This is a genomic window from Streptomyces sp. NPDC048197 (genome assembly GCF_043202395.1).
Classification (GTDB): Bacteria; Actinomycetota; Actinomycetes; order Streptomycetales; family Streptomycetaceae; genus Streptomyces; species Streptomyces siderophoricus.
The window spans coordinates 31,735-44,022 of sequence record NZ_JBIDAJ010000024.1; the positions used below are offsets into that span (position 1 = coordinate 31,735).

Genomic DNA, 12,288 nt, shown 5'->3' on the forward strand with positions numbered 1-12,288 from the left:
TTTCCTGTAGCCTCGGCGCCATGACAGCCCACACCGCCACCCCTGACCTGCACACGGGCGCCCTCGACGCGGCCGCCGTCGTCGACCGGCTCCGCACCACCTTCGCCACCCGCCGCACCGCAGCCACCGACTGGCGGCGCGGCCAGCTCACGGCCCTGCGCACGCTGCTCACCGACCACCGCGACGAGCTCCTCGCCGCGCTCGCCGCCGACCTCGGCAAGGGCCCCGAGGAGGCGTACCGCACCGAGATCGGCTTCACCCTCCACGAGATCGATCACACCCTCGACCGGCTCGACGACTGGCTGGCGCCCCGGCCCGCCGACCTGCCCGACCGGCTGCTCCCGGCGACCGCGCAGGTCGTCCGCGAACCGCTCGGCGTCGTCCTGGTGATCGCGCCCTGGAACTACCCGCTGCAGCTCGCGCTCGCCCCGCTCGTCGGCGCCCTCGCCGCGGGCAACTGCGCCGTCGTCAAGCCCAGTGAGCTCGCCCCCGCGACCTCGGCCGCGCTCGCCCGGCTGCTGCCGCGCCACCTGGACGCCGACGCGGTGGCCGTCGTCGAGGGCGCCGTCCCGGAGACCACCGCTCTGCTGGCCCAGCGCTTCGACCACATCTTCTACACCGGCAACGGCACCGTCGGCCGGATCGTGATGACCGCCGCCGCCCGGCACCTGACACCGGTCACGCTGGAACTGGGCGGCAAGAGCCCCGTCGTCCTCGACCCCGGTACGGATCTGGCCGCGGCGGCCCGGCGGCTGGTCACCGGCAAGTTCCTCAACGCCGGCCAGACCTGCGTCGCCCCGGACTACGTCCTGGCCATCGGCGACACCGCCCGGGACATCGAACCGCACCTCGCCGAAGCCGTGCGCGAGATCTACGGAGCCGACCCGGCCACCGCTCCCGAGTACGGACGGATCGTCAACGAGCGCCACTTCGACCGCCTGACCGCCCTCCTCGGCAGCGGCCGCACGGTCATCGGCGGCACCCACGACCGCACCGACCGCTACCTGGCGCCCACCGTCCTCGCCGACGTCTCCCCCGACACCCCGGTGATGCAGGAGGAGATCTTCGGCCCGATCCTGCCGATCGTGCCGGTGCCCGACCTGGACGCGGCGATCGCCTTCATCAACCACCGCGACAAGCCGCTGGCGCTGTACGCGTTCACCGACTCCGACACCACCAAGCACCGCCTCCTGACCGAGACCTCCTCCGGCGCGCTCACCTTCGGGCTGCCGGTCGCCCATCTCACCGCGCCCGGCCTGCCGTTCGGCGGCGTCGGCGAGAGCGGCATGGGGCGGTACCACGGCGAGTACTCACTGGAGACGTTCAGCCACACCAAGGCAGTTCTGGACAAGCCGCTGGGGTGAGCGCGGCGGTCGACCCGAAAGGGCCCCCGCTCCTGACCCGGGCCAGGAACAGGGACCTCCGCCACCGAAGTGGGGTACGGCGTCACAGCACCCGGTCCGCGCGGGGCAGGCGGCGAACGGCGTAGGCCACGGCCCAGCACAGCGGCAGGGCCAGGGCGGCGACCAGGGCGAACTTCACGGCCGCCGGGGCGTGCAGCCAGCGGAAGGCATAGCCGAGGCCGACCAGCACGGCCGCATGGGTGAGGTAGACGGCGAAGGCATGGCGGGAGAGGAACGTGGCGAACGGGCCCTGCCGCTGGAAACGCTCCCGGAACAGGACGGTCAGTCCCAGGACAACGCCGACCGCGAACGTCGACTCCCACGCGGCCCCGGCCAGCGACTGCCAGCTGCCGTGTCCGTCGAGCGCGCCGTCCCCGGCGGTGAGGACGACGGGCAGATACGCGAGCGTGGCCACGGTGGCGACGACGAACCCCACCCGCCCCGCGACCCGGGAGAGGGTCTGCGGCCAGCCACGGCGGTGGGCCAGCACGCCGATGACGAAGAAGCTCGCGTACTGCGGCATGAAGCTGGGGGTGGGCAGGCCGAGGACGGGCAGGTAGCTGCCGTTCGGAACGACGATCCGCCACAGGTACGTCGCGAGGGCCAGCCCGAGGGTGAAGACGACGATGGCGAGCGGCCGCAGCGGCCGCGGGTCCCGCTCGGGCGCGCGCCCGGCCGTGCCGAGCTCCCCGTCGACGCCAGTGAGGCGGCGCGCCCGCCGGTGCCGTACGAGGGCGTAGACCAGCGAGAACGCCAGCAGCACCTCGACGAACCACATCGGCCCCGCGTCCCAACTCAGCACGTAGTAGAGCCAGTAGGGAAGGTCCTTGCCCTGCTCGGCGAATTCCGCCCGCAGATCGGCGAACCCGCCGAAGCCCACCAGCGGACGTATCAGCAGGAGGAAAGCGAGGAGCGGAATGCCCAGCCGCTTGAGGCGGTCCCGGAGGAACGGCCGGGTGCCCTTGCGCTCGTAGGAGGCCGGCGTGAAGAAACCGGCGATCATGAAGAAGAACCCCATGAAGAACGCCTGGTTGAACATGACGAACACATCCAGGAGCAGCCCGGAGCCGTCCTTGGCGGGCTCGGTGTAGTACCAGGCGGGAATGTTGCCGTAGGTGACGGCGGTGTGGTGCAGCACCACCAGTGCCGTCAGCACGATGCGCAGATTGTCGATGTAAAGCAGCCGGGCGGCAGCCTTCGGCCGCCCGGTGGCCGGCTCGGGCCCCACCGCCAGGGCCGGGCGGGCCAGATCGTCCGTCATGAAAGTCCTTCCCCTGCAATGCAGTTCATGGCTGTGCAGTTTCATGGCTGCGCAGTTCATGGCTGTGCAGTGGTGTGGGTGTGTGGTGCAGCGCTGTTGGTGTGTCGTTCAGTGCGGTTCGGTGCCGCTGCCGGTCGTGTCCCCTGGCGCTTCCGCCCGGGTGGCATGCTCGAAGAGGTCGGCGAGTTGGCGGGCATGGGCCGCCAGGTCGTGCTCGGGATGGGCGCTCCAGTACGCGAACATGTGGTCGATCCCGGCCTGGAGGCTGACGGCCATGACGCGCACGTCGAAGTCGCGGAGCTCGCCACTGCGCTGCCCCTCCAGGAGGACCCCCTCCAGCCCGGCGTACAGCGGCTCGCTGGAGGCGACGCCGTAGCGCAGGGCCCCGTCCTCGGTGCGGAAGTTGCCGAAGATCTCGCCGAGCGCGGTGAGTTGGGACCGGTGGTCCTGCATGTATGCGGCCACCGACTCCACATAGACCCGCAGCCAGGCCGTTGCCCCGGCCTCCTTCTCCAGCCGGGCCTCGACGAACGCGCCGATTCCCGCGTAGATCTGCTCGACGAGCCGCTCGATCAACTCGGCCTTGCCGGCGAAGTGATACGAGATCACCCCTTTGCTGATTCCCGCCCGCTCGGCGATCTGCGCCAGCGAGGCCTTCGCGAACCCCCGTGCCGCGATGGTCTCGACGGCCGCATCCATGATCTGGGCGCGACGCGCCCTCTCGATGAAGGAGCGCTCGGGCTCCTGAGACGTCGGGTCGCCGCCCCCACCCGCCGGGACGGAGACGGAGCCCGTCTGGCCGCCCGAATTATTTTCTGACCGCATGGCCAAAACCTTAGCCGGGCGACCAACCGCCGTCCAGTCGAGGCCGGTTGAGCGCCTGGCCATGCCGCGACGGCAGGTCAGCGGACCGCGGACGGGGCCTGGGCCGCAGGCATCAGGCGATGGGGGTGGCCGGTGCCGTCGGAGGGGACGGACCAGGCGTCGGTCTCGAAGTCGCCGGGCAGGGCGTAGGCGACGGTGTGGTCGTCCAGCCAGACGGCCTGGTCGTCGGCGCTGCGCCGCTCGGCCAGCGGGTGCTCGTGCATGCTGTGCAGGTCCAGCACGTACAGGCGCCAGGGCGCGTCCGCCGGAAGGCCCGGCACCCGCTTCTTGAACGCCAGTCGGGTCCCGTCCGGCGACAGCGACGGGCATTCCACGTTGCCGCGGAGGGTGGTCACCGTCCGCCGGGCAATGTCGCCGCGCACCAGATAGGCGGTCCCCCGCGTGGCCATGGTGGCGTAGAAGTGCCCGTCGTCGGCGAACGTCACTCCCCAGAAGTTGATGTCCGGACTCCGGTAGGGCTGCCCGTTTTTGATGACGCGATAGGACTCCAGGTTGGACTGGAACGTTCCGGTGCCGGTGTCGAGGATCGAGGTGCGGGTGGAGAAGTTGAGCCCGGTGTACGACTCTCCGCTGACGAACACGGTCCACGCCACCATCTGCCCGCTGGGCGAGACCCGGGTCCGGGTGGGGCTCCCGACCAGGGGGACGTGTCTGCGGACCCGCAGCCGGGAGTCCAGCACCACGGCTTCGTAGTGGCCGGCCATCGCGCCGGGCACCGCACGCAGACAACTGCCGGTGCCGGCCGCGGTGGAGAAGCGCAGGCAGCGGAGGCCGGATGCGGTGCGTGGGCCGGCGGGGTCGGAGGCCGGTACGGACACCAGCTCGTCGCGGTGCGGCCCCCACAGCGTGCTGCGGAAGACCAGCCGGGGCTGCCGCGCGGATGCCGCTCCCGCCAGTGCCACCCGTCCTGCGGTCACCTGCGGGCCGGTGGTCTGCTGCTGGTCCTTGCGATGCGCCTGGCCGGCGGCCCGCAGCACGGCGCCCACGGCGACGCCGCCGAGTACGAGGACGGCGACGAGCAGGACGACGATGCGGGTACGGGCGTTCATCCGGCGGCCTCCGTCGTGGGCGCGGGGTCGGTCTTGGTGGGCGCGGCGTCGGACTTGGGTGCGGTGAACGGTTCCGGAGAGGCTTCCTCCGTCGCCGCCGTCTCCGTCGCCCCCGTCTCCGTCGCTGCCTCCTCCGGCGTCGTACGCAGCGGCTGGAGCAGGGCGCAGACCGCCGCGCCCGCCGCCAGCGCCACCGCGGCGGCGGACAGCGCGGTCCGGTCGCCCCAGGCCGTCCAGACAGCGCCGAAGAGTACGGAGCAGGCGAAGCGGGCCCCGGCCTGTCCGGTCTGGACGAGGGCCAGTCCGCTGGAACGCAGCTCCGGCGGCGTCACGCCGGCCGCCGCCGCCATCAGCACCCCGTCGGTCGCGGCGTAGAACCCGCCGTGCAGCACGAGCACCGCGGCCACCAGGGGCAACGCCGGTGCGTGGAACGGCGCCAGCACCAGTCCGTACGCGACGAGGAGGCCCAGGTGACCGGCCAGGAAGGTCCGCCGGCGGCCCCAGCGGTCGGCGGCCTTCCCCAGGGGGACGGCCAGCAGCAGGAAGGAGCCGGCCGTGACGATCGGCAGCAGCGGGAAATACTCCTGGGGCAGGTCCAGGCGCCGCTGCAGCAGCAGGTAGAGGAAGGAGTCGGAGACCGTGGCCAGCCCCAGCAGCAGCGCGCACAGGGTCAGCCGTCGCAGCTCGGCCCGGCGCAGCAGGCCGACCGCCGCGGCCAGGGAGACCCGTGCGGCCGGCGCCGCGGTGCCGGCCGTCGGGGTGCGGCCCGGCACGAAGAGCAGCAGGACCAGCACACCCGTCACGGCGACGCAGAAGCTCACGGTGAACACGGCGTCGTAGCCCCCGGCCGCCACCCGCAGGATGGCGAAGGCGGTGACCGGCCCCAGCAGGGCTCCGGCGGTGTCCATCGCACGGTGCACACCGAACGAACGCCCCTGTGTCCGGGGCGAGGAGGCCAACGAGATCATCGCGTCGCGCGGTGCCGTACGCAGCCCCTTGCCCGTGCGGTCGGCGGCGAGCACCAGGCTGATCAGCGGCACGCTGTGGGCGAGCAGCAGCAGCGGTTTGCACAGCGCGGAGAGCCCGTACCCGACGGCGGCAGCGGCCTTGTGCCGCCCACCGCGGTCGGCGAGATGGCCGCCGACCAGCCGGACCAGGGCACTGACGCCGTTGTAGACCCCGTCCAGCAGGCCGAAGCCCAGCGGGGACAGGCCCAGTGCGGTGACCAGGTACAGCGGGAGGACGGCGGTGACCATCTCGGAGGAGACGTCGGTGATGAGGCTGACCGTGCCGAGCACGAACACGGTCCGGGGCACGGCCCGCAGTGCGGTCACGGCCTTGGCGTGCGGCAGGGCCCTGCCCCGGCCGCCCGGGCGGGTACCCGGGTCGGCCGGAGCAGGGGTGGTGCGGCTGTCTGCTACGTACACGGTGGTCAGTTCCAGATGCCGGTGATGTCGGAGGCGGAGGCGGCGTTACCGGCGTGCGTGGTCAGACCGGCCAGGTCCTCGACGGTCCGCAGGACGTTGTAGTGGTTGTACGTCGCGGAGGACGAGCTGCCCGGGGTGACGTGCGCTCCGTACAGCACCGTGGCGACGTGGTTGTTGTGGGCCCGGTCGTCCTCGTCGAAGGTGACCAGGAGCAGGCTGTTGTTGTTCTTGGCCCACTGGGCGTAGGCGTCGAGGTTGTTCTTCAGCCAGTTGTCGCCGGTGGTGATCGAGCAGTCGTGCATGTCGTTGCACAGGTTCGGCACGACGTACGAGACCTTCGGCAGCGTGCTGTAGTTCGTCGGGAACTGGCTGAAGGTGTGGGCGGTGTTCAGCGGCACGTTGCTGAACGCGAACCACGGGTTGTGCTTGCGGGCGTATTTGGTGGCGCTGTTGGTGCACGTGGTGGAGCCCTCGGAGGGCAGGCCCTCGTTGTAGCTGCCCCAGGACTTGCCGGCAGCCATCAGCTCCGAGCCGAGGTTGGCGGCGCCGGAGAACTGCGGGGTGTAGCAGCTGTCGTCGGTGACGCCCTGCGTGGCGCCCGAGAACAGGTCCAGGTAGTTGGGCTGGCTGGGGTGGGTCAGTGCGAAGGAGTTGGTGAGGTTGGCGCCACCGGCCTTGAGCGTGTTGTTCAGATACGGAGCGCTCGAACTGCCGATGACCTGCTCGTAGGCGTGGTTCTCGAACACCACGACCACGACGTGGTCGGGCGTCGGCAGCGCCGCGGCCTGCGCGACACCGGGGGCGCTGCCCCACAGCCCGAGCGAGGCGGCCACGAGGCCGGTGGCACCGAAGATCGAGACGTACCGGCGGGGTCGTCGGATGCGGGAGAGCAGGGACAGGGACACAGCGGACCTCCGAGAAAGAGCCGTGCACGGTGCGGGGAGTGGCGTTTCTCGTGTGAAGCGAGGCAACGGTAGGAGGGCCGTCGTGAAGTTGTCAGAACTTCAAAGGTGAAGCGGAACCGAACAGTTGAAGACCGGACTCGGCTACCGGCGCGTACCTCACCCGGCGTTCACGGGGGCGCGGACGACGACGAGTACGGCATTCCGGGTGGAAGCGGAACGCCCATGGCGTTCGGCACGGTGGCCGCGGCCGGCCTCAGGGTGCGGCACGCCCGATCGCATCGAGGAGCCCGCAGTCTTCCTCCGTCAGCCGCAGTGCGCCCGCCGCGACATTGTCGACCAGGTGATCCGGGTTTCCCGTCCCGGGGATGGCCAGCACATGGGTGCCCTGCTTCAGGGTCCAGGCCAGCCGTACCTGCGCCGGTGAGGCACCGTGTGTGCGGGCGACGGCGCGGACCTCGTCGTGCTCGGCACGCACGGCTCCCGCCTCGCGTCCCTCCCCGGCGAGGGAGAAGAAGGGCACGAACGCGATGCCGCGTGCGGCGCATTCCTGCAGCATCCGTGTGCCATCGGGCGCGTCGAGGCCGAAGCGGTTCTGGACGCACACCACCGGGGCGATCGTCAGGGCTTCGGCGAGGTGCTCCGGGCGGGCGTTGGAGATGCCGAGGTGGCGGATGAGGCCGGCGGCCCGCAGCTCGGCGAGGGCACCGAAGTGCTCGCTGAGGGAGTCCTGGCCCATGAGGCGCAGATTGACCACGTCGAGGTGGTCGCGGCCGAGCTGGCGCAGGTTCTCCTCGACCTGGCCGCGCAGCTGGTCGGGCCGCGCGGGTGCGGTCCACTCACCGGAAGCGTCCCTGGCCGGGCCGACCTTGGTGGCGATGACGAGGTCCTCCGGGTACGGCGCCAACGTCGAGTTGATCAGTTCGTTGGCGGAGCGCAGCCGGGAGAAGTAGAACGCCGCGGTGTCGATGTGGTTCACGCCGAGCTCGACCGCGCGCCGCAGTACCGCGGTCGCCTGGGCTCGGTCGCTGGGTACGCCCTCGTGGAAGGCGGCGCTGCCGGTCAGACGCATGGCGCCCAGGCCGAGCCGGTTGATCTCACGATCACCGAGCAGCCAGGTGCCGGCGGCCGCCGCGGAGACCGTGTCCGTCGTCATCTTTCCCATCCGCTCCATCCGCTTCGCTCAATCGCCCATACCCTCCTGTCAGTTGAGGGCGAGGCGGTCCTGGAGTATGTGCCGGTGGCGGGGGTGCCGGGAAGGCGCGGCGCGGCGGAGGAATGTCACAGCTCATCCGGGAACTGGGGCATGGCACGAGGAGTTGTCCCTGTAGAAGTTGAGCGCTTCCTCCCCCTTGCGCGGGCGGTCTGCGCGCCCGGTTGCTCAGTCCGTCGGCATACTGTCCGGCAGGCCGAGCGCCTTGGAGACCTGGCGCCAGATGGACGTGAGTGCCGTGTCCAGGGTGACCGTCGGGTCGCGCAGCATGAGGCGGATGCCGTAGCCGTCGCTCAGGGAGAGGACGAGCGTGCTGAGGGCGTCCACGTCGGTCGGGGTGAACTCCTCGGAGGCGATGCCGCGGCGGATCGCGTCGGCGACCCAGGTGTGCGTTTGTGCGTACAGGTCCACGGCGAAGGTGCGGGTGGTCTCGTCGCGCAGGGCGCGCACCCACAGTTCCTGCCACAGCCGCCAGTCCTGGTGGAGTTGTGGGTCGGTCGGCAGGAGGTTGCGCAGGATGCGGGCGAGGACGACCGCCGCCGGAGCCGTCCCCGCATCGCGTTCGACGTCGACGGCGGTGGTGGCGAAGGAGTGGGTCATCGCCTCGGTGAAGAGCTTTTCGCGGGTGTCGAAGTGGTAGTGCAGCAGCGCCGTCGACACCCCGGCCCGCTCGGCGACCATCCGCATCCGGATCTTCTCGGAGCCGATGTCGGCGATGACCTCGCACGCCGCGGTCAGGATGCGCTCCCGCGTCTCCCTCACCGCTGACCCGCCGGTGCCGCCCCCTCGCGCTCCGGTTGGCTGTCGTACGTGTGGAAGCCCTGCCCGGACTTCCGCCCCAGCAGGCCGGCCTCCACCATCCGGGACAACAGGGGCGGCGGCGAGTACTGGGGCTCGCGGAACTCCGCGTACAGCGACTCGGCGATGGCCCGTGTGGTGTCCAGGCCGATCAGGTCCGCCAGGGCCAGCGGACCGAGCGGGTGCGCACAGCCGAGGACCATGCCGCGGTCGACGTCCTCGACGGTCGCGCTGCCCGTCTCCACCATGCGGATGGCGGCCAGCAGGTACGGGACGAGCAGTGCGTTGACGACGAACCCGGCCTTGTCCCGGGTGCGGACGACCTCCTTGCCGAGGGTCCCGGTCACGAAGTCCTCGGCCCGTGCCGCGGTGCTGGGCGAGGTGAGCAGCGACGGGACGAGTTCGACGAGCCGCAGGACCGGTACGGGGTTGAAGAAGTGCATGCCGATGACGCGGTCGGGGCGGCCGGTGGCGGCGGCGAGCCGGATGACCGGGATGGCCGAGGTGTTGGTGGCGAGGAGGGTGTGGTCCTGGGTGATCAGCGCGTCGAGGCGGGTGAACACCTCGGTCTTCAGGCGCTGGTCCTCCGCCACCGCCTCGATCACCAGGTCGTGGTCGTGCAGGGCCTCCAGCTGGTCGGACACGGTGATCAGGGCCGCGGCGGCCGCACGCCGCTCGGCGCTGAGTTTGCCGTGGGCGGCGGCGCGGTCGAGCGAGCGGGTGAGGCGGAGCAGGCCCGCGCGGGCCGCCGCCGCGTCGCGTTCCACCACCGTCACCGGCACGCCGGCGCGTGCGCAGACCTCGGCGATCCCGGCGCCCATCAGGCCGCAGCCGACGACCCCTATCCGCTTGATGTCGGTCATCCGTCTTCCTTCCTGTCCGATCCGGAGCGAACCGTCCGGTTCCGGGCGGTGCCGGCTACGGCCGGCCGGGGCGCGTGGTGACCCCGGCCGCCGGGTGTCGCCGGGTGTCATGCGACGGGCAGGTCCAGGACCCCCGAGCCGCGCCGGATGAGCTCGTTGGCGATGATCAGCCGCTGGATCTCGGAGGTGCCCTCCCAGATCCGGTCCACGCGCAGCTCGCGGTAGAGCCGCTCGACGGCGTACGCCCGGTCGTAGCCACGGCCGCCGTGGATCTGCAGGCACCGGTCGATCACCCGGCCCGAGGCCTCGCTCGCCGAGAGCTTGGCGATGGCCGCCTTGGCGTGCAGGGTCTTGCGGTCCTCGGCCGGGGCCTGGTCGATCTCCCAGGCGACCTGGTGGGTGTAGGCGCGGTTGACGGCGATGTCCACGGCGCAGTCGGCCAACATGCCCTGGATCAGCTGGTACGAGGAGATGGGGGCGCCGAACTGCTCGCGTTCCACGGCCCAGTCGCGGGACAGCTCAAGGGCCCGTTCCGCCGCGCCGGTCGTACGGGCGGCGATCATCAGCCGCTCCTCCGTGAACCAGGAGCGGGTGATGTCGTAGCCCTCCCCGATGCCGCCGAGCACGGCGTCCGCGCCGACCTGGACGTCGGTGAAGGTGAATTCGGGGTGCTCGTAGACGAAGGTGTGCATGAAGCGCGGGACGCGTGTCATCTCGATGCCGGGGGTGTCCTTGTCGACGAGGAACAGCGTCGGGGCCCGGTCCGGTCCGGCCGCGGCCAGCACGATCATGAAGTCGGCGTGGTCGCCGACCGTCACGAACCACTTCTCGCCGTTGAGCACCCAGCCGTGGTCGTTCTTCGTGGCCGTGGTGGCGAGGTTCTGCGGGTCGGAGCCCGCGCCGGGCTCGGTGACGGCGTAGCAGTCGCGCCGCTCGCCCTTGATGACCGGGATGAGGAAGCGCTCGCGCTGCTCGGGGGTGCAGAAGCGGAGGGCGTTGGCGGGGCGCCACACCATGTCCCACAGGGCGCCGGTGAGGCGTCCCAACTCCTCCTGAACGGTGACCTGTTCGGCGATGGTGAGGCCGGCGCCGCCCCATTCGGCCGGCATGTTGACGGCCTGGAGTCCGGCGTCGAGCACCGCGTCGCGGATCATGGCGTGGGCGCTTGCCGGCAGGCCGTTGTTCTCCTCGCACTGCAGCTCGTAGGTGGCGATGAAGTCGGTGAGGTCGTGCGCGGCGGCCTTGAGCTGTGCCTGGCGCGGGGTGAGGCGGAAGTCCATGGAAGTCCTCGCTGTGCGGTGTCGGAGGGAGGGTCAGTGGGTGGGCAGGGCCAGGGCGCGGGTGCCGCGCTTGATCAGCTCATTGGCGATGATCAGCCGCTGGATCTCGGAAGTGCCCTCCCAGATCCGGTCCACGCGCAACTCGCGGTACATGCGCTCGACGGGGTAGCTGCGGTCGTAGCCGCGGCCGCCGAAGATCTGCAGACAGCGGTCGGCGACCCGGCCGGCGGCCTCGCTGGCGGCGAGCTTGGCGGTGGCGGCCTTGGCGTGCAGCGTCTTGCGGTCGGTATGCGGCTGGTCGGCCTCCCAGGCGACCTGGTGGGTGTAGGCACGGTTGACGGCGATGTCCACCGCACAGTCGGCCAACATGCCCTGGATCAGCTGGTACGAGGCGATCGGGGCGCCGAACTGCTCCCGCTCCACCGCCCAGTCCCTGGCGAGTTGCAGACAGCGTTCGGCCGCGCCGACCGTACGGGCCGCGATCATCAGGCGTTCGTCGGTGAACCATTCCTTGGTCAGTTCGTAGCCGTTGCCGACGCCGCCGAGCACGTCCTCGTCGGCCACGAAGACCTCGGTGAAGGTGAATTCGGGGTGCCCGTTGACCGCGGAGTGCATGAAGCGGGGCACCCGGGTCATCTCGACCCCGGGCGCGGCCTTGTCCACGAAGAACAGCGTGGGCAGCCGCTCGGCGCCGGCGTCCGCCTGCACCAGCAGGAAGTCGGCGATGTCGCCGCAGGTGACGAACCACTTCTCGCCGTTGAGCAGCCAGCCGCCCTCGGTACGCGTCGCGGTGGAGGTGCCGGAGGACGGATCCGAGCCCGCGCCCGGCTCGGTGACGGCGAACGCGTCGAACTTCTCCGCGCGGATGACGGGCAGCAGGTACTTCTCGCGCTGCCGCTCATCCCCCTGGGCCAGGACATTGGCCGGCCGCCAGGGGATGTCCCACAGGCAGTTGGTGACCTTGCCGAACTCCTCCTCCACGATGACCTGGTCGAGCAGGCTGAGGCCGGCGCCGCCCCACTCGGCGGGCATGTTGATGGCGTAGACGCCGGTGTCCATGGCCGCCCGGCTCAGTTCGGTGACGAGCTGCTGCGGCAGGGGGCCGCCGGCCTGCTCGGACTGGTCCTCGTACCGCATCAGCAGGCGGGCGTACTCGGCGGCGCGGCGCTTCAGGTCGGCCTGTTCGGGGGTGTAGCGCATGTCCATG

11 protein-coding genes are annotated in these 12,288 nt (G+C 71.1%); 1 reads left to right on the plus strand and 10 read right to left on the minus strand.

The annotated features are described in order from the left end of the window. Positions 1-20: 20 nt before the first annotated feature. On the plus strand, positions 21-1,364 hold the full coding sequence (locus ACGF4C_RS27265) for an aldehyde dehydrogenase family protein (RefSeq protein ID WP_393569429.1): 1,344 nt from the start codon (positions 21-23) through the stop codon (positions 1,362-1,364). Between the two features lie 82 nt (positions 1,365-1,446). Here ACGF4C_RS27265 and ACGF4C_RS27270 read toward each other — a convergent pair whose 3' ends face one another. From ACGF4C_RS27270 to ACGF4C_RS27315, 10 genes are all read right to left on the minus strand, one after another. Further along, positions 1,447-2,664, minus strand: coding sequence for an acyltransferase family protein (locus ACGF4C_RS27270; protein ID WP_393569430.1), 1,218 nt, complete (start codon positions 2,662-2,664; stop codon positions 1,447-1,449). 108 nt (positions 2,665-2,772) lie between these two features. Next, on the minus strand, positions 2,773-3,489 hold the full coding sequence (locus ACGF4C_RS27275; RefSeq protein ID WP_393569431.1) for a TetR/AcrR family transcriptional regulator: 717 nt from the start codon (positions 3,487-3,489) through the stop codon (positions 2,773-2,775). Positions 3,490-3,566: 77 nt separating this feature from the next. Beyond that, positions 3,567-4,598, minus strand: coding sequence for a TolB-like translocation protein (locus ACGF4C_RS27280; RefSeq protein WP_393569432.1), 1,032 nt, complete (start codon positions 4,596-4,598; stop codon positions 3,567-3,569). Continuing rightward, positions 4,595-6,025, minus strand: coding sequence for an MFS transporter (locus ACGF4C_RS27285; RefSeq protein WP_393569433.1), 1,431 nt, complete (start codon positions 6,023-6,025; stop codon positions 4,595-4,597). Before ACGF4C_RS27285 ends, ACGF4C_RS27280 begins: the two co-directional genes overlap by 4 nt. A gap of 5 nt (positions 6,026-6,030) precedes the next feature. Next, positions 6,031-6,924, minus strand: coding sequence for an alkaline phosphatase family protein (locus tag ACGF4C_RS27290; RefSeq protein WP_393569488.1), 894 nt, complete (start codon positions 6,922-6,924; stop codon positions 6,031-6,033). Positions 6,925-7,183: 259 nt separating this feature from the next. Next, positions 7,184-8,083 (minus strand): aldo/keto reductase, encoded by a 900-nt coding sequence (locus ACGF4C_RS27295; RefSeq protein WP_393569434.1) that lies wholly within the window; start codon positions 8,081-8,083, stop codon positions 7,184-7,186. Between the two features lie 225 nt (positions 8,084-8,308). Further along, positions 8,309-8,902 (minus strand): TetR/AcrR family transcriptional regulator, encoded by a 594-nt coding sequence (locus tag ACGF4C_RS27300; protein ID WP_393569435.1) that lies wholly within the window; start codon positions 8,900-8,902, stop codon positions 8,309-8,311. Next, entirely contained in the window at positions 8,899-9,801 is a 903-nt protein-coding gene (locus tag ACGF4C_RS27305) for a 3-hydroxybutyryl-CoA dehydrogenase (RefSeq protein WP_393569436.1), read from the minus strand. The genes ACGF4C_RS27300 and ACGF4C_RS27305 overlap by 4 nt, the downstream gene beginning before the upstream one ends. Before the next feature lie 107 nt (positions 9,802-9,908). Beyond that, positions 9,909-11,081, minus strand: coding sequence for an acyl-CoA dehydrogenase family protein (locus ACGF4C_RS27310; protein ID WP_393569437.1), 1,173 nt, complete (start codon positions 11,079-11,081; stop codon positions 9,909-9,911). A gap of 33 nt (positions 11,082-11,114) precedes the next feature. Beyond that, the gene (locus tag ACGF4C_RS27315) at positions 11,115-12,287 is read right to left on the minus strand and encodes an acyl-CoA dehydrogenase family protein (protein ID WP_393569438.1); all 1,173 of its coding nucleotides are present in this window, start codon (positions 12,285-12,287) and stop codon (positions 11,115-11,117) included. Between the last annotated feature and the right edge of the window lies 1 nt (position 12,288).

What these genes read in the sequence shown, in the direction of transcription:
- ACGF4C_RS27265 (WP_393569429.1), top strand. Translation starts at nt 21, where the DNA reads ATGACAGCCCACACCGCCACCCCTGACCTGCACACGGGCGCCCTCGAC.
- ACGF4C_RS27270 (WP_393569430.1), bottom strand. Translation starts at nt 2,664, where the DNA reads ATGACGGACGATCTGGCCCGCCCGGCCCTGGCGGTGGGGCCCGAGCCG.
- ACGF4C_RS27275 (WP_393569431.1), bottom strand. Translation starts at nt 3,489, where the DNA reads ATGCGGTCAGAAAATAATTCGGGCGGCCAGACGGGCTCCGTCTCCGTC.
- ACGF4C_RS27280 (WP_393569432.1), bottom strand. Translation starts at nt 4,598, where the DNA reads ATGAACGCCCGTACCCGCATCGTCGTCCTGCTCGTCGCCGTCCTCGTA.
- ACGF4C_RS27295 (WP_393569434.1), bottom strand. Translation starts at nt 8,083, where the DNA reads ATGACGACGGACACGGTCTCCGCGGCGGCCGCCGGCACCTGGCTGCTC.
- ACGF4C_RS27305 (WP_393569436.1), bottom strand. Translation starts at nt 9,801, where the DNA reads ATGACCGACATCAAGCGGATAGGGGTCGTCGGCTGCGGCCTGATGGGC.
- ACGF4C_RS27310 (WP_393569437.1), bottom strand. Translation starts at nt 11,081, where the DNA reads ATGGACTTCCGCCTCACCCCGCGCCAGGCACAGCTCAAGGCCGCCGCG.
- ACGF4C_RS27315 (WP_393569438.1), bottom strand. Translation starts at nt 12,287, where the DNA reads ATGGACATGCGCTACACCCCCGAACAGGCCGACCTGAAGCGCCGCGCC.